Below are 14,371 nucleotides of genomic sequence, written 5' to 3' on the forward strand. Positions count from 1 at the left end.
AGCTGGGAAGTCTAGAGGTACAAGCAAACATTGGGTTATTAAATTTAATAATTAGCTTTTAGCTAAATTTAGAAAAACTTTAAAGCTGGTAGTTTGATTATTTGAACTGGCCTCTATATTTCCACCGTTTGCTTGCGCTAGAGCTTTAACTATTGCAAGCCCTAAACCAGCTCCATCGCTGTGTCGTTGGCGCGATTTATCGGGTCGATAAAAGCGGTCAAATAAATAAGGTAAATGCTCAGAAGGTATTCTCTCCCCAGTATTAATCACTGAAATACATATTTTTTCAGCGGTAAATATTTCACTATTTACTGTGATTGATGAGCCTTTTGGGGCATACCTTATTGCATTGGATAGGAGGTTTGATAATAATTGGCGAAAGTGTAATTTGTCACAATAAAAACAAAGGTTTTGACCTTTTTTCTTAAATGTAATCAATGAGTCTTCAGCCAAAGCATCAAAGTACTCAAATAATGCTTCAATTTCATCATGGCTTTTTAGAGTATTTTGAACGGGTTTAACCAGTCCATTCTGAGTTTTTGCAAGCCAAAGCATATCACTAACCATCTTAGTTAGTCGTTCCAGCTCTTCTAGATTAGAAAACAATAATTCTTGATACTCTAACAACTGTCTTTTTTTAGATAAACCAACCTGTGTTTGAGTGATTATATTTGTTAGTGGAGTACGTAACTCATGCGCAATATCACTAGAGAAATTTGATAAACGAATAAATTCACCTTGGAGCCTGTCGAGCATCGAGTTAAACGACTGCACCATATTAACAAGCTCAATAGGCACTTTATTTTCATCAAGCCTTACATCCATCTTATTAGTTTGGATATCATGCATTTTCTGACTCAAACCTCGTAAAGGGTTTAATCCTTGATGTATAGCAAACCAAGCCACCAATAAAATGAGTACCGCAGAGCCAAACATAATAGCCCAAAGACTTTGTTGAAATTGATTGAGAAAGTGTAAATGAAAGCTCATGTCTATCGCTGTAGTAATTTTGTATTGCTGTTGCCCAGTACTTAAATTACTCACCAGAGCTCGGTAGGTGTGGGTATCATTTTGCCATGAGGTAATGTTGTTACGGTTAAAGCCAGCTGAAGCATTAGCACTCATTACAAAATCACTAAAATCTCGTTCAGAACTTTGAAAAATGAGCTCTCCTTTTGCGGTATTTACCTGATAGTAAACACCGTGATGACCCGCTACAGCGTTAGATAATTCATTTTTAAGTTTCAGGTTTGATTTATACTGTTGTCTTAAAACTAATTCAATAGATTGATTAATAACATGCAGTTCACTACTATCTTGCTGGAAAAAATGATGTTTTATCGAACTATTTATTAAGGTGGCAACTAAAGTTAAGCACGCAATAACGGTTACAGCCACAAACAACACAACACGCATCGTAAGTGATAAAGGCCGTGACTTAATAGTCATCAGTTTCAACCTCTAATTTATAGCCCATACCACGAACCGTATGAATTAATTTAACAGTAAAGTCATCATCAACTTTTGCTCTTAGCCTACGAATGGCAACATCAATCACATTGGTGTCGCTATCAAAATTCATATCCCATACTTGAGAAGCAATTAACGAACGTGGCAGTACTTCACCTTCGCGCCGTAACAATAGTTCAAGTAAGCTAAACTCTTTATTACTCAATAAAATACGCTTGCCTGCACGTTGTATTTTTCGCTTTGGAATATCCATTTCTAAATCAGCAACTATCAGTATATCGTCAACTGTTTGTACTACACCACGGCGAATAAGAGTGCGTACTCTTGCTAAAACTTCAGCAAAAGCAAAAGGCTTTATTAAATAGTCATCAGCACCAAGTTCGAGCCCCTTTACTCTATCGTCTATACTATCGCGAGCAGATAAAAATAGTACTGGGGTTTTGTTATCTGCTTCACGTAGCGACTGTAAAATTTTCCAACCGGATACGTCAGGTAACATGACATCAAGTATTATTACATCAAATAAGTCGGTCATTGCTAGGTGATGACCGTCAAGTCCATTGCGCGCCAAAGAAACCTGAAAACCAGCTTCACTTAGTCCCTGTTTTAAATAATCTCCTGTCTTTGATTCATCTTCAACAACTAATAAGCGCATACAATTCCTTCATTAAAGTCCTAACAACTACCTCTGCAAATATTATGCAGTATCTGTCACTACAGCAACATGACACCAACATTACAACTTTGTAATGTTCGCGTCATGTTTAAGACAGGTCTATTTTCTATACTCAATACATATTCTGGTATGAAGGAGTAAGGAAATGGGGTTTAAAAAGTCATCACAACAGGTTAGCACACCACGAAGACGATTTGTTCAAGGCTTAATTGCAGGAGGTGTACTTGCTGCTTTTCCGAGTGTATTACATGCTGCATCATCTTTAGTAGCAGGAACAATAACAGGCACTGTGCCCGAACTTAGCGGCAAAGTAATTGATCTGGTTATAGATGAATCGCCGGTTAACTTTACTGGCGTAGTACGTATGGCGACAACTATCAATGGCTCTATACCCGCCCCTACCTTGCGCCTCAAAGAAGGCGATGACGTTACTATTAGAGTAACAAATAAGTTATCAGTACCGAGTTCAATTCATTGGCATGGCATTATTTTACCGTATCAAATGGATGGCGTACCTGGTATCAGTTTTAAAGGCATTATGCCTGGCGAAACCTTTGTTTATAAATTTAAATTACAACAAAGCGGTACATATTGGTATCACTCACATAGTGGCTTTCAAGAAATGACTGGCATGTACGGTGCATTAATTATTGAACCGCGAGAAAAAGATATTATTAGTGCAGATAACGAGCATGTTATTCAATTATCTGATTGGACTGATGATGACCCAATGGCGCTGTTCCGCAAATTAAAAATACAGAGTGATGTATTTAACTTCAATCAGCCCACTGTTCCAGAATTTTTTGATGACGTTTCAAATAGCGGTGTTTCGAATGCTTTGCAACGCCGCAAAATGTGGAATCAAATGAGAATGAATCCTACAGATTTAGCTGACTTATCTGCATCAGCAATGACCTTTTTAATGAACGGTAGTACGCCAATGTCAAATTGGCGAGGAATGTTTAAAGTTGGAGAAAAAGTAAGACTTAGGTTTATTAATGGCTCAAGCAATACTTTTTTTGACGTTCGTATTCCAGAACTAAAACTAACAGTTGTACAAGCTGATGGGCAAAACGTTGAACCAGTGACAGTTGATGAATTTAGATTCGGCCCTGGTGAGACCTACGACGTAATTGTTGAGCCTAAAAATGATGCCTATACGATTTTTGCTCAAAGTATGGATCGCTCTGGTTACGCAAAAGGAACTTTATCAAGCTCGCCTAATATTGATGCGCCAGTACCTGCACTTGACCCTGTTGAATGGTTAACGATGACCGATATGATGGGCAATATGACCCACGGCGGTGAGCATTCTGCAATGGCAGGTATGGCTGGCATGTCAGGTATGAACTCTAAAGAAATGGATCATAGCGCTATGGAGCACGGTGCAATGGCGATGGATCATAGCAAACATGGTATGTCTGAAAACCCATTGGCAGTTGCCAGCCCTAAAGTGCGTCATGCCAAAACGGAGTATGGAGCTTCCGTTGATATGCGCGTTGATATGCCTAGAACAAATCTTGATGATCCTGGTATTGGTTTACGTAAAAATGGTCGCCGTGTTTTAACACTTGCAGATTTACACTCACTTGAAGGGGTCACTAACCAGCAAGAGCCAGAAGCTGAAATTGAGTTGCATTTAACCGGAAATATGGAACGTTATAGCTGGTCATTTGATGGCTTAGAATTTGGTAAAAGCACGCCAGTGCATATGAAGCATAACCAACGTTTAAGAGTTATTTTACAAAACGATACCATGATGACGCACCCTATGCATCTGCATGGTATGTGGAGTGATTTAGAAAACGAGCAAGGTGATGTGCAAGTGCGACGTCATACAATACCTGTTCAACCCGCACAAAGAATCAGCTTTTTAACCACCCCTCACGATGTAGGGCGCTGGGCTTGGCATTGCCATTTATTATTCCATATGGATGCCGGCATGTTTAGAGAGGTAGTCGTATCATGAAACAATTAAAACTATCTAAATCATTTAGTTTATTAATGTTAACTGGGGCTTCATTAATTAGTTTCCCTTTATTAGCGCAAAGTGAAATGGCACAAATGAATAGCGCTAAGATGCAACCACAAGGAGGAAGTGCACCTAAAGATGCAAGAGACCCCCATGCTTACTCTGCGGGAACAACTTTAACAGAAGGCCCATATGCGCTTGAGGGCAATGAGCGATTAACACTCGCTGATGAGCATCCATTTTACGCATTACTAGGCGATCGTCTTGAATATAACGAGCAAGCAAACGCAGGTGTATTTGACTTACAAGCATGGTACGGCACTACCTTTGATCGATTGGTAATTAAAACCGAGGGTGATTTCAGCGAAGGAAGTATTGAAGAAAACCAAACCGATATTTTATGGGGTCACGCCGTATCAGCATATTGGGATACTCAAGCAGGTGTTCGTCTTGATTACAATAAAGAAGGTGAAAATCGGCAATGGTTGGCTTTTGGCTTACAAGGTTTAGCCCCTTATTGGTTTGAACTTGATATGACAGCATACGTAGGTGAGCGAGGCAATACCGCATTTACGTTAGAGGCAGAGTACGAACTACTACTCACGCAAAAGCTAATTATACAACCGCGAGCCGAAATTACACTTTATGGCAAAAACGATAAACAAAACGAGCTTGGAAGTGGCCTATCAAGCAGCGCGATTGGCTTTAGGGTTCGTTATGAATTTACACGCCAGTTTGCGCCCTATATTGGCGTTGAATGGAGCAATAAATTTGGCAATACCGCCGACTATGCCACATCAAGTGGACAAAGTAGCAACAACACCGCATTTGTTGCGGGTATTAAATTTTGGTTTTAATCATTTTAAATAAGAGGTAATTATGAAGTTTTTTAACTCTGCAGTAGCCATTTTAGGTTTAGTGCTTACATTTTCCGCATCAGCGCATATATCACTCAAGCAATCAATACCTGCACAAGAAGCCATGTTAATGCAAGGACCAGAGGAACTTTCGTTAATTTTTAGTGGTGAAGTAAGGCTAGCAAAAGTCATCATCAAAGATGAAAAAAATAAAACAATAAACTTTGATTTCAAACCCAGCGCCACCCCAAGCACAGACTTTAATTGGTCATTACCGAGCCTAGCCCAAGGCACTTACACGGTTAAATGGACAGCACTGGGTGGTGATGGACATAAAATGACTGGCACGTTTAGATTTATGGTACATAAAAATGAATCGCATAAGATGATGCAAGAACAATCTAATACCCACAGCAAACATAATCATTAAGTAGCAACATCATGCAATTAAGTGAATGGTCAGTGCTCTTACTATTATTAAAACTAGCAAGCTATATAGCAATTGTAGGGCTTGCGGGCACTTTATTAATGCGCTTTATGTGTGGCAACAGCAATGTTGCAGGGCATCACTTAATTAGCTTTCATCAGTTCTTAAAACGTTGGCAAATTACGTGTGTAGTTACAGGTAGTATTGCTGCACTTTTACAAGTACCTATAGAAGCTGGAGCAATGGCTGAATCAGGCTTTATGGGAATGTTTGACCCCTTTATGCTTGAAATTGTTTGGCAATCAGTCATAGGTGACCAAGCAAGGTTTAGAATACCAGCGCTTATTATTGCTCTAATTAGCGCATGTATGTGGAATGTGGAATCAGATGATAACGTAGCAGGTTATAAAAACGGTGCCGTTATACTAATCATGCTTGGGTTTATCGCTTATAGCTTCACTTTTACTGGGCACAGTGCAAACGAAAATGGGTTAGTGAAAAGTATTTTAACCTTTCACCTTATTGCCATTGCGAGCTGGTTAGGGTCATTGTGGCCGCTTTACAAAAGCTGCACTTTACTACCTACCAGTGAAGTAAAGCGGTTAATGCATTACTTTGGTCAACTCGCTATTGTTATTGTATTTGTACTACTTATTTCGGGCTTAACTCTGCTCCTGCAGTACCTAGAGTCATTTTCTGCATTGTTTACATCAGATTATGGGCAACTAATTTTATTAAAGCTGTTACTCGTCAGCGCGATGCTGCTCCTAGGTGCATGGCATAAGCTTTTTTTAGTCCCGCAAATCACTCAACAACACCATATAAGTATATTAAAACGCTCGATTACTGTTGAAATAGTAATTGCCCTGTTTGTACTTATTACAACAAGTGTATTTAGCACATTTGTTGGTCCGCCTATTTAACGATTAATAAAAAGGGAAACGTATGTTAATTAAATCCTTTAATTTAAAAATTTTATTGCTACTAATTTTTAGCACTGTTAGTTCTTTTACTGTTAGTGCACATGACGATGAAAAATATTCAAAAAAAGGCAAGGCCTTTGTCAATGTTGATAGCGAGGCTGCAAAAACAGTCAGCCTATTTCATGCATCTCTAAAACAAGGTAATCGCGAAGCTGCACGTAAATTACTGGCCGACGATGTCATCATTTTTGAAGGCGGAAGTGTTGAGCGTTCTGCAGATGAATACGCGAAACATCATATGATAGCGGATATGAAATTCTTAAGTGCTGTTAATAGTGAACTACTAGAGCATCAAGTTTACACAAATGGAGACATAGCTTACTCAATTTCAAGAAGTAAAACTCAAGGAAAGTACAAAGGAAAAGATATTAAGTCTATGGGAATGGAATCAATCACATTAAAAAACACCGATACAGGTTGGAAAATCACTCATATTCATTGGTCAAATTAAGGAGTTAACAATGCGAGTAATCTACATTACCTCAGCGTTATTTTTATCATTAACTATGTCATTTTCGGCGATAAGTATCGAAAAACAACATAAAGCATTAATAACTTATGAGAATTCAGAAAAACCTAAAATTGAGCTTACCGTTTATAAAAGTAAAAATTGTGGATGTTGTAATAAGTGGATTGCTCATTTGAGCGAAAACAATATTCAAACAAAAGCAATTAACGTCAATGACATGGGGACGATTAAATCTCAGTATCAAATAAAATCAAATATGCGGTCATGCCATACAGCCGTTTCAGCCGATGGATTTGTATTTGAAGGTCATGTTCCCGCCAAACATATAAAACAGTTTTTAGCTGAACAACATCCTGAAAAGACGATAGGGCTCTCTGTTCCCGCTATGCCTGCTGGTACGCCAGGTATGGAAATGGGCGATCGCTTTTATAAATATAATATTGAAATGCTTACGCACGATTTACAGCAAAATACTTATAAGCATATTAGCAAATACGCTGAGCAGTTTTAACACTTATGGCACAACTCTTGATGTAATATTAAACATTGATTCAATGATTAAATATATAGTGGGTTTACGCCTAATAACCTGTAAGAATTACCCATTGGTATAAATGATATACAAAGTAAATGATAGAAAGGAGCCATCTAATGTCGCAGTATTTAAAGTTTTTCTTAATGATAGCCACATCAACATTAGTCATGTTTGTACTGATGTATTTGAATACTTATCAGCTAAGTCATGTTTTTTTTAGTGAAACTCGCACTTATATGGCGCTTTATATGGGAGCCATGATGGCAGTGATAATGCTACTTTTCATGCTCAATATGTATAAAGATAAAAAGAAAAATATAACAGTACTCATTGCTAGTGTTACCGTATTTGCGGGAAGTTTATTTTTAGTTCGATCACAAGCGACTGTTGATGATAGCTCATGGATGTCGGCGATGATCCCACATCATTCAATTGCAATACTCACCAGTGAAAGGGCAAAAATCAAAGATAAGCGAGTCCAAGAGCTTGCAACAAATATTATTGAGGCACAGCGTCGTGAGATTAAAGAAATGCAGTGGTTACTAAAGGATATAGAGAAAAATGGCCTAGCAGAAACTCAGGAGCAAGCACAATCTAGGACCGTACCGGATTTTAATGCTAAGTAAAATTTTATACCAATACATAAAAGGGAGCTAAACATGAGTAAATCAGCCCAACTTTTTAGAATGGCCACAGATGAGCATATTTGTCCGTTTGGTTTAAAATCAAAAGACCTACTAGAGCGAGAGGGATATACAGTTGATGATCAGCTATTAACTTCTCGAGAGCAAACAGATGAATTTAAAAAACAACACAGTGTAGAAACTACACCTCAAACATTTATTGATAATAAACGTATAGGTGGCTATGACGACTTACTCGATTACTTTGATAAACCAAAAGCTGGGCAAGAAGGTACAACTTACACGCCCGTGATTGCGATTTTTTCGGTTAGTTTTTTGCTTAGTGTGGCATTTAGTTTTGCAGCGAATAATAGCTTATTATCAATGCAAACCGCTGAACTGTTTGTAGCCCTAACAATGGCAGTGTTAGCAATACAAAAGCTTCAAGACTTATTTAGCTTTACTAATTCATTTATAACCTATGACTTAGTCGCTATGAAAGTAGTCAGGTACGCCTATGTTTACCCATTTTTAGAAGCATTTGTTGGCATTGGAATGATAGCCGGATTACCAGCCTATATTATTGCCCCTATTTCATTGTTCATAGGTGGGGTTGGTGCTGTTTCAGTGATAAAAGCAGTCTATATAGATAAACGAGAGTTAAAATGTGCGTGTGTAGGCGGTGACAGTAACGTACCACTAGGGTTTATCTCCCTAACAGAAAACCTGTTTATGATCGCTGCCGGTATTTGGATGTTTGTTAAGTAAACAACAGCTTTAATTTAAAAACATGATGATGTACTAGTGTGATTACCAAGGGATTATGTCGCTCTAATTACCGAGCGACTTTGTCGTAAATAGCATATCAGCTGTACTAGCTCATATCAGATCTCACAGTTTAAGTGAATAAGTTTAGACTTCATCAGGCAGACTGCTATGAGCGAAAAGCAGACATTGACCGTTAATCGTTTCAACGACGGCAATTAGCCATACGTTGCATGTTTGCTCCCTTACTGGTTTTACGATATCCAAAACCGACATAACGACCATTAAGCAAATACCAAAGTAAAATAGGTATGTGCTCCAATCATATAGCCAAAGAGGATAAAGCGTTAATAGCACTGCTACAGGCCCTAGAATGCTGAAGACAGCTCTGGTATGGTTTTTATTTTTGTGCCAGTTGTATAAGTTTACCAATAGTTCCAAAGATGCAAAAATAGGTAAAAGCGTATTTACAGCTATTCCTTCGAAGTGAGAGAAGAAGCCTAGTCCTAATGCCGATGCAAGTGACCTTAATGCAGGGAGGCAGGCCGTGCCGCTAGCCAAACGCCACTAGAGCCTACTCTGTCTAATATTTTATTTATCATTTGAAAGTCTATTGGTTGATATTACCATCATTCTAAACTCCGTATACAAGTACGGAGTCAATCATTTTAATGAGTCAATTATGGGGCAATGTGTTGGATCTTCGTTTTGCATACAGGTATTTGTCATACCCACAATTACTTTCTCTAAACGTTGAAGGTCATTAATTTTGTCTCGAATGATTGCTAACTTTTGTCGGTTTAATAGCTCAACTTGAGCGCAGTTGCTGTCCATAGACATTAGCGATTTTATTTCTCTTAACGTAAAGCCGAGCGCTTTGGCTTTTGTGATAAACCTAAGTTGTCCTGCTATTGATTCGTCATATTGTCTATAACCAGATATTGGTTTTTCAGGTTGTGTAATCAGTCCTTCTCGTTCATAAAAACGAATGGTTTCTACATTTAAATTTAATGATTGTGCTAATTTGCCAATGGTTTTCATTATTGCCTTTGTGAATACTACTAATCTAAAGTTATATTTAGTTCAACTATCTAATGACTTGATAATGCCACAGACTTCAATTGTACCGTCAGACCCGCAAGAGCTTGCCATTAGTTTTAACTCTTTTTTGAGTGCATTCAATTCCTTCATTCGTTGATTAACTAAAGTTAGTTGCCGATCAATTAATGCATTTACACTAGAGCAACTCTCCTCTGGCTTGTTTTTTAATTCAATGAGTCGCTTAATATCATTAAGCGGAATATCTAAACTTCGACAATGCTTTACGAACTCTAGCTCTTTAAATGCCTTATTAGAATACAACCTGAAATTCCCTTCAGTGCGATCAGGATCTGACAGCAAGCCCTCCTTTTCATAATATCGGATGGTTTGTACTGAATACCCCGATGTTTTCGATAACTCACCAATTTTCATAAAATTTCCAAATAAACTTGACCCTATAGTCACTATAGGATTTATAGTTAGAGCATACAAGTTAATCGGAGATGAAAATGAGCGATTGTGGGTGTGAAGTTGAGCTAAAAGATAACCAGCAAAAAACGGTGCTTTATTGGCTTCTGGCTATCAATGCCTCGATGTTTGTTTTTGAAATTGGCTTTGGTTGGTTATCAGAATCAACGGCTTTAATTGCAGATTCGTTAGACATGCTAGCGGATGCAATCGTCTATGCAATTGCACTATACGCGGTGGGAAAGTCAATCCAACATAAGGCTAATGCTGCTTTAGTGAGTGGCTATTTCCAACTGGGGTTAGGCGTGCTAATTCTAATGGATATTGCTAGAAGGCTGTATGGTGAAAGTGAGCCTCACTCTTGGTTTATGATTGGCGTAGGCATGGTTGCTTTAGTTGCAAATGTGATTTGTCTCATCCTTATTCGAAAGCACAACAACGATGAAGTACATATGAGAGCTAGCTGGATATTTTCAGCGAATGATGTAATTGCAAATCTTGGTGTCGTTATCGCAGGCATACTCGTTATGGTGCTGAAACAGCGTTGGCCTGATATCGTCATTGGTAGCATCATTTCAATGTTAATTCTTCGAGGCGCTTACCGAATACTAAGCGATGCTAAACAAGAATTAGCTGTTGCTGAGAAAACACGTTAAACACCAAATGAAGATAAACAATCAACCTTTGGTTGTTCAAAGTAAGGAAACATCAATGAATAGCAAATATCTAGAAAAAACCAAGATAGTAAATTTTGAACACTCTACAATTCAATCATTAATTTCTGAGCGTAATTGGCAAGAACTCGATGACTTCAACAAAATTGGTGCAGCCTACCAATTTGTTAAAGATGAAATATTATTTGGTTACAATGAGAGTGATGATATTTCAGCAAGCAGTGTTTTAGCCGATGGTTACGGACAATGCAATACCAAGGGTAACTTGCTGATGGCTTTGTTACGAGGATTAGGTATTCAATGTCGTTTTCACGGCTTTACTATTGAGCAGCGATTACAAAAAGGAGCTATTCCAACTTATGTATTTTGGTTAGCACCTAAATATATCATTCATAGTTGGATTGAAGTTTATTTCAAGGATCGTTGGATAAACTTAGAAGGCTTTATATTAGATGAACAATATTTAAGTTCACTACAGCACAAATTTAGTCAAATAAAAAACGAATTTTGTGGTTATGGTGTTGCAACAAAGTGTTTCTCTTCGCCAGATACAGATTGGCGTGGTCAAGATACCTATATACAAAAAGAAGGTATTCATGATGATTTTGGTGTTTATAATTCCCCTGATGAGTTTTATCTCGAAAAAGGAACTAACTTATCAGGAATCAAACGTTGGATGTATCAACGAGTGATCCGTCACTTTATCAATTTTAACGTAGTCAATGTAAGAAATTTAAAAGTTCTTGAGGTGGAAAATGCACAATCATAGCCATAGCCATTCGCATGGAAAAGACGACCGTATAGGTTGGACATTTTTCCTTAATGTTTCATTTACTATTATCGAATTTATTGGTGGTTGGCTAACCAACAGTACCGCTATTATGGCTGATGCTGTACATGACCTGGGTGACAGTTTATCTATAGGATTCGCTTGGATACTGAGTCGTTTCTCGGATAAAGAAGCATCCGATAGATTTAGCTATGGCTATCGTCGTCTTACCCTGTTTGGCGCATTAATTAACAGTATTGTATTAGTTATTGGTTCTGTCTGGGTGCTATTTGAAGCAATACCAAGATTATCTAATCCTGAAATGCCAATGGCTGAAGGAATGTTGGGTCTTGCATTACTTGGGGTTGCTGTTAATGGGTATGCAGTATTTAAACTAAAAGCGGGTAAAACGCTGAACGAAAAAGTACTTACGTGGCATTTGCTTGAAGACGTACTTGGCTGGGTTGCAGTCCTAATTGTTTCTATCGTGCTGCTTTTTGTAGATCTACCAATATTAGATCCTTTGCTTTCTATAGGCTTTACACTGTTTATATTGTTTAACGTTTTGAAAAACCTGAAAACAACATTGGCACTATTTCTTCAAGCTACACCTGATGAAGAAGTGCAGAATAATATTGAAAAAGCGATAAAGGCTATACCTGAAATTAATGGGATTCATCATATGCACTTTTGGTCATTAGACGGGGAAAGTCACGTATTAACTGCTCACCTAGAGTTAGCCCATAACTTTGAGGTTGATAAATTAATTAGGCTAAAACAACAAGTGGCTAAGGAACTTTCTTCTTATAATTTATCTCATACAACCATTGAGTTTGAGTTTCCTCAAGAAACTTGCCGTGACGAGCATGAAAAACATGCGCATGGCTAGTTTAGAAAACCTTTTTTTGATATTATAATTTTTCATATTTAAGTAGGTGTTTATTTTGAAATTCAATGTTGCGTTAAAAATACTATTAGTCGTTTCGATTGTTTTGCAATCGTTAACTGCTGTTGTATCCGCAACACCTGAGAATCACCAAATAGATATAGAGCACCTTCAAATTCAACATGATCATGCAGATGATCGAAATGTCTCAAATGATAATGTAGGTGATGAGCAGCATAATGAAAAAGATTGTCATCACTGCGGACATTGCAGTGGCAGCCACTTATCTTGGATTTTAGTCAGTAATTCAAATACCACGGGCAAACTAAACATTATCAATAAAACGCCTTATCAAATTGATCAAACAAGTACCTTTCTTGAAGCGATACTTCGTCCGCCCATTTCTTAATTAGATTAATTTTTAATGACCTATTTATCCTTTAATAATGGATAAAGGTTTCGTGTTTATTAATTTTAAAATTAAGAATTTTTATGTATATATATTTAAAAAATGCAGGTTTAGTCCTGTCTTTATGTATGGCTGTGAGTTTTTCAGTTGCCACTTATGCCAAACAGAAAAGTATTTCATGGCTAGATAGTCAAATAAATAAAGATCCCGAAGTTGTTGCGGCTAAAGAGTTACTTAATGCAAGTAATCATAGAGCCAAGAGCTTAACTAAAGCCGTATATAACCCAGAGCTTGAAGCAAGCTATGAAAAAGAGGGTGATTTTGATAATTATTCTATTGGTATCAGTCAAACGATTGATTTTTGGGATAAGCAATCAGCAAATAAAAGCATTGGTGAAATTGGTGTTTATGCAAACCAGCAACAATTGTTATCTCTACTCGATTCTAAAAAGGCTAACGCTTTAACTGCAATAGTTAATTGGCAAGCAGCAAAAAAGGTGGCTCAGTTACTTTCAGTAAGAGAAAATCAATTACAAACGCTCGTTGGAATTATTGAAGATAAGCGAAAAGCAGGACTTTTAGAGCCACTTGACGCTGAACTGGTTTATTTAAACTTGTCCCAAGTTTTCAGTGAAATATCTGAGTCGCAAATTGCTTTGAAAAATGCAGAGGTAAATGTTCAGGAGTTATTGCCTGATTGGACGCCTAATACTACCAATTTGTTTTCATTTACTTTTGGAGCAACAAACTATTCATTTAACTCTCAGTGGGTTGAGGAACATCCAAAAGTTAAACTCGCTAGAGCGAAATGGAAGGGACAACAATCTAAAGCTCAACTAACCACTATGGAATCTAAAGCCAATCCAACCATTGGAGTTAACGCAGGGAAAAGTGGAGATGAAGACTTGATTGGCGTGACTTTCTCAATGCCTTTAAATATCAGAAATAACTATTCAGATACTGTTAAAGCCGCTTATTCAGAAGCAATTGCAGCAGAGGCTAACTTTCGGTCGGTTTATCGAAAGCAGTCATTTGAAGCAAAAGCTAATTATGAATCGCTTATTGTCAGTAAAAAATATTATGAGCAATGGCAAAAACTGACAAAAGGCAGATTAGATAGCAGCGAAAACTTATTAAATAAGCGCTGGGAAGCTGGTGACATTAATACTTCTGACTACTTACTTGCATTAAATCAACGTGCGGAAGGGCTTCATGCAGGAATACGTTTGGAAAATCAATTCAAGCTTGCAGAAATATCCTTCATTTTAAGTATGGGTCAGTTATCCAAATTTGAGATTTGAGCGCTTTGTTTTTTCAGTAGCGAAAAACGAAATCTTAAATTTATTA

The 14,371-nt window shown here is 37.6% G+C and carries 18 protein-coding genes; 13 read left to right on the forward strand and 5 right to left on the reverse strand.

Annotated features, from left to right (window positions below):
* Positions 1 to 51 precede the first annotated feature (51 nt).
* Both OIZ54_RS03990 and OIZ54_RS03995 read right to left on the reverse strand, forming a co-directional pair.
* Positions 52 to 1,449: a heavy metal sensor histidine kinase gene (locus OIZ54_RS03990; RefSeq protein ID WP_264389788.1), complete on the reverse strand. Its 1,398-nt coding sequence runs from the start codon at positions 1,447 to 1,449 to the stop codon at positions 52 to 54.
* Positions 1,439 to 2,125, reverse strand: a complete 687-nt coding sequence (locus OIZ54_RS03995; RefSeq protein ID WP_024032688.1) for a heavy metal response regulator transcription factor — start codon at positions 2,123 to 2,125, stop codon at positions 1,439 to 1,441. Before OIZ54_RS03995 ends, OIZ54_RS03990 begins: the two co-directional genes overlap by 11 nt.
* Before the next feature lie 166 nt (positions 2,126 to 2,291).
* Here OIZ54_RS03995 and OIZ54_RS04000 point away from each other — a divergent pair, with 166 nt between their 5' ends.
* The 8 genes from OIZ54_RS04000 to OIZ54_RS04035 all read left to right on the forward strand — a co-directional run bounded on the left by OIZ54_RS04000 (position 2,292) and on the right by OIZ54_RS04035 (position 8,780).
* Positions 2,292 to 4,115, forward strand: coding sequence for a copper resistance system multicopper oxidase (locus OIZ54_RS04000; protein WP_024032687.1), 1,824 nt, complete (start codon positions 2,292 to 2,294; stop codon positions 4,113 to 4,115).
* Complete coding sequence (locus OIZ54_RS04005) at positions 4,112 to 4,975, forward strand: copper resistance protein B (protein ID WP_055011431.1); 864 nt, start codon at positions 4,112 to 4,114, stop codon at positions 4,973 to 4,975. The genes OIZ54_RS04000 and OIZ54_RS04005 overlap by 4 nt, the downstream gene beginning before the upstream one ends.
* Before the next feature lie 22 nt (positions 4,976 to 4,997).
* Positions 4,998 to 5,405, forward strand: a complete 408-nt coding sequence (locus OIZ54_RS04010; RefSeq protein ID WP_004588802.1) for a copper resistance protein CopC — start codon at positions 4,998 to 5,000, stop codon at positions 5,403 to 5,405.
* Positions 5,406 to 5,416: 11 nt separating this feature from the next.
* Positions 5,417 to 6,325 carry a copper resistance D family protein gene (locus OIZ54_RS04015; protein ID WP_264389789.1) on the forward strand — a complete coding sequence of 303 codons (909 nt, stop codon included), beginning with the start codon at positions 5,417 to 5,419 and terminating at the stop codon, positions 6,323 to 6,325.
* A gap of 22 nt (positions 6,326 to 6,347) precedes the next feature.
* Positions 6,348 to 6,836 (forward strand): YybH family protein, encoded by a 489-nt coding sequence (locus tag OIZ54_RS04020; RefSeq protein WP_008109928.1) that lies wholly within the window; start codon positions 6,348 to 6,350, stop codon positions 6,834 to 6,836.
* A 10-nt stretch (positions 6,837 to 6,846) separates the two neighbouring features.
* Positions 6,847 to 7,365, forward strand: coding sequence for a DUF411 domain-containing protein (locus tag OIZ54_RS04025; protein WP_024032684.1), 519 nt, complete (start codon positions 6,847 to 6,849; stop codon positions 7,363 to 7,365).
* Between the two features lie 140 nt (positions 7,366 to 7,505).
* Positions 7,506 to 8,015 (forward strand): DUF305 domain-containing protein, encoded by a 510-nt coding sequence (locus tag OIZ54_RS04030; RefSeq protein WP_024032683.1) that lies wholly within the window; start codon positions 7,506 to 7,508, stop codon positions 8,013 to 8,015.
* Positions 8,016 to 8,048: 33 nt separating this feature from the next.
* Positions 8,049 to 8,780 carry a MauE/DoxX family redox-associated membrane protein gene (locus OIZ54_RS04035; protein ID WP_024032682.1) on the forward strand — a complete coding sequence of 244 codons (732 nt, stop codon included), beginning with the start codon at positions 8,049 to 8,051 and terminating at the stop codon, positions 8,778 to 8,780.
* A 144-nt stretch (positions 8,781 to 8,924) separates the two neighbouring features.
* Here the strand turns inward: OIZ54_RS04035 and OIZ54_RS04040 are convergent, their stop codons facing one another.
* From OIZ54_RS04040 to OIZ54_RS04050, 3 genes are all read right to left on the reverse strand, one after another.
* Positions 8,925 to 9,338: a MerC family mercury resistance protein gene (locus OIZ54_RS04040; RefSeq protein WP_226898058.1), complete on the reverse strand. Its 414-nt coding sequence runs from the start codon at positions 9,336 to 9,338 to the stop codon at positions 8,925 to 8,927.
* A gap of 102 nt (positions 9,339 to 9,440) precedes the next feature.
* Complete coding sequence (locus OIZ54_RS04045; RefSeq protein WP_004588890.1) at positions 9,441 to 9,818, reverse strand: MerR family transcriptional regulator; 378 nt, start codon at positions 9,816 to 9,818, stop codon at positions 9,441 to 9,443.
* 42 nt (positions 9,819 to 9,860) lie between these two features.
* Entirely contained in the window at positions 9,861 to 10,250 is a 390-nt protein-coding gene (locus OIZ54_RS04050; protein WP_004588889.1) for a Cd(II)/Pb(II)-responsive transcriptional regulator, read from the reverse strand.
* A gap of 77 nt (positions 10,251 to 10,327) precedes the next feature.
* On the opposite strand from OIZ54_RS04050, the gene OIZ54_RS04055 reads away from it, so the two are divergent.
* From OIZ54_RS04055 to OIZ54_RS04075, 5 genes are all read left to right on the forward strand, one after another.
* Positions 10,328 to 10,942, forward strand: a complete 615-nt coding sequence (locus OIZ54_RS04055; RefSeq protein ID WP_004588888.1) for a cation transporter — start codon at positions 10,328 to 10,330, stop codon at positions 10,940 to 10,942.
* Between the two features lie 55 nt (positions 10,943 to 10,997).
* Complete coding sequence (locus OIZ54_RS04060) at positions 10,998 to 11,729, forward strand: transglutaminase-like domain-containing protein (protein WP_004588887.1); 732 nt, start codon at positions 10,998 to 11,000, stop codon at positions 11,727 to 11,729.
* The gene (locus tag OIZ54_RS04065) at positions 11,716 to 12,618 is read left to right on the forward strand and encodes a cation diffusion facilitator family transporter (RefSeq protein ID WP_004588886.1); all 903 of its coding nucleotides are present in this window, start codon (positions 11,716 to 11,718) and stop codon (positions 12,616 to 12,618) included. Before OIZ54_RS04060 ends, OIZ54_RS04065 begins: the two co-directional genes overlap by 14 nt.
* 55 nt (positions 12,619 to 12,673) lie before the next feature.
* Entirely contained in the window at positions 12,674 to 13,024 is a 351-nt protein-coding gene (locus OIZ54_RS04070; protein WP_004588885.1) for a hypothetical protein, read from the forward strand.
* A gap of 83 nt (positions 13,025 to 13,107) precedes the next feature.
* Positions 13,108 to 14,325: a TolC family protein gene (locus tag OIZ54_RS04075; protein WP_264389792.1), complete on the forward strand. Its 1,218-nt coding sequence runs from the start codon at positions 13,108 to 13,110 to the stop codon at positions 14,323 to 14,325.
* The last annotated feature ends 46 nt before the right edge of the window (positions 14,326 to 14,371 follow it).

This window comes from Pseudoalteromonas sp. A3 (assembly GCF_025942345.1).
In the GTDB taxonomy this organism is placed as follows: domain Bacteria; phylum Pseudomonadota; class Gammaproteobacteria; order Enterobacterales; family Alteromonadaceae; genus Pseudoalteromonas; species Pseudoalteromonas atlantica.

Bases quoted from the DNA above. Each gene is read 5' to 3' on its own strand.
- OIZ54_RS03995 (WP_024032688.1), bottom strand. From the start codon at position 2,125: ATGCGCTTATTAGTTGTTGAAGATGAATCAAAGACAGGAGATTATTTA.
- OIZ54_RS04045 (WP_004588890.1), bottom strand. From the start codon at position 9,818: ATGAAAACCATTGGCAAATTAGCACAATCATTAAATTTAAATGTAGAA.
- OIZ54_RS04075 (WP_264389792.1), top strand. From the start codon at position 13,108: ATGTATATATATTTAAAAAATGCAGGTTTAGTCCTGTCTTTATGTATG.
- OIZ54_RS04055 (WP_004588888.1), top strand. From the start codon at position 10,328: ATGAGCGATTGTGGGTGTGAAGTTGAGCTAAAAGATAACCAGCAAAAA.
- OIZ54_RS04050 (WP_004588889.1), bottom strand. From the start codon at position 10,250: ATGAAAATTGGTGAGTTATCGAAAACATCGGGGTATTCAGTACAAACC.
- OIZ54_RS04035 (WP_024032682.1), top strand. From the start codon at position 8,049: ATGAGTAAATCAGCCCAACTTTTTAGAATGGCCACAGATGAGCATATT.
- OIZ54_RS04010 (WP_004588802.1), top strand. From the start codon at position 4,998: ATGAAGTTTTTTAACTCTGCAGTAGCCATTTTAGGTTTAGTGCTTACA.
- OIZ54_RS04060 (WP_004588887.1), top strand. From the start codon at position 10,998: ATGAATAGCAAATATCTAGAAAAAACCAAGATAGTAAATTTTGAACAC.
- OIZ54_RS04025 (WP_024032684.1), top strand. From the start codon at position 6,847: ATGCGAGTAATCTACATTACCTCAGCGTTATTTTTATCATTAACTATG.
- OIZ54_RS04065 (WP_004588886.1), top strand. From the start codon at position 11,716: ATGCACAATCATAGCCATAGCCATTCGCATGGAAAAGACGACCGTATA.
- OIZ54_RS03990 (WP_264389788.1), bottom strand. From the start codon at position 1,449: ATGACTATTAAGTCACGGCCTTTATCACTTACGATGCGTGTTGTGTTG.
- OIZ54_RS04000 (WP_024032687.1), top strand. From the start codon at position 2,292: ATGGGGTTTAAAAAGTCATCACAACAGGTTAGCACACCACGAAGACGA.
- OIZ54_RS04030 (WP_024032683.1), top strand. From the start codon at position 7,506: ATGTCGCAGTATTTAAAGTTTTTCTTAATGATAGCCACATCAACATTA.
- OIZ54_RS04005 (WP_055011431.1), top strand. From the start codon at position 4,112: ATGAAACAATTAAAACTATCTAAATCATTTAGTTTATTAATGTTAACT.
- OIZ54_RS04020 (WP_008109928.1), top strand. From the start codon at position 6,348: ATGTTAATTAAATCCTTTAATTTAAAAATTTTATTGCTACTAATTTTT.
- OIZ54_RS04015 (WP_264389789.1), top strand. From the start codon at position 5,417: ATGCAATTAAGTGAATGGTCAGTGCTCTTACTATTATTAAAACTAGCA.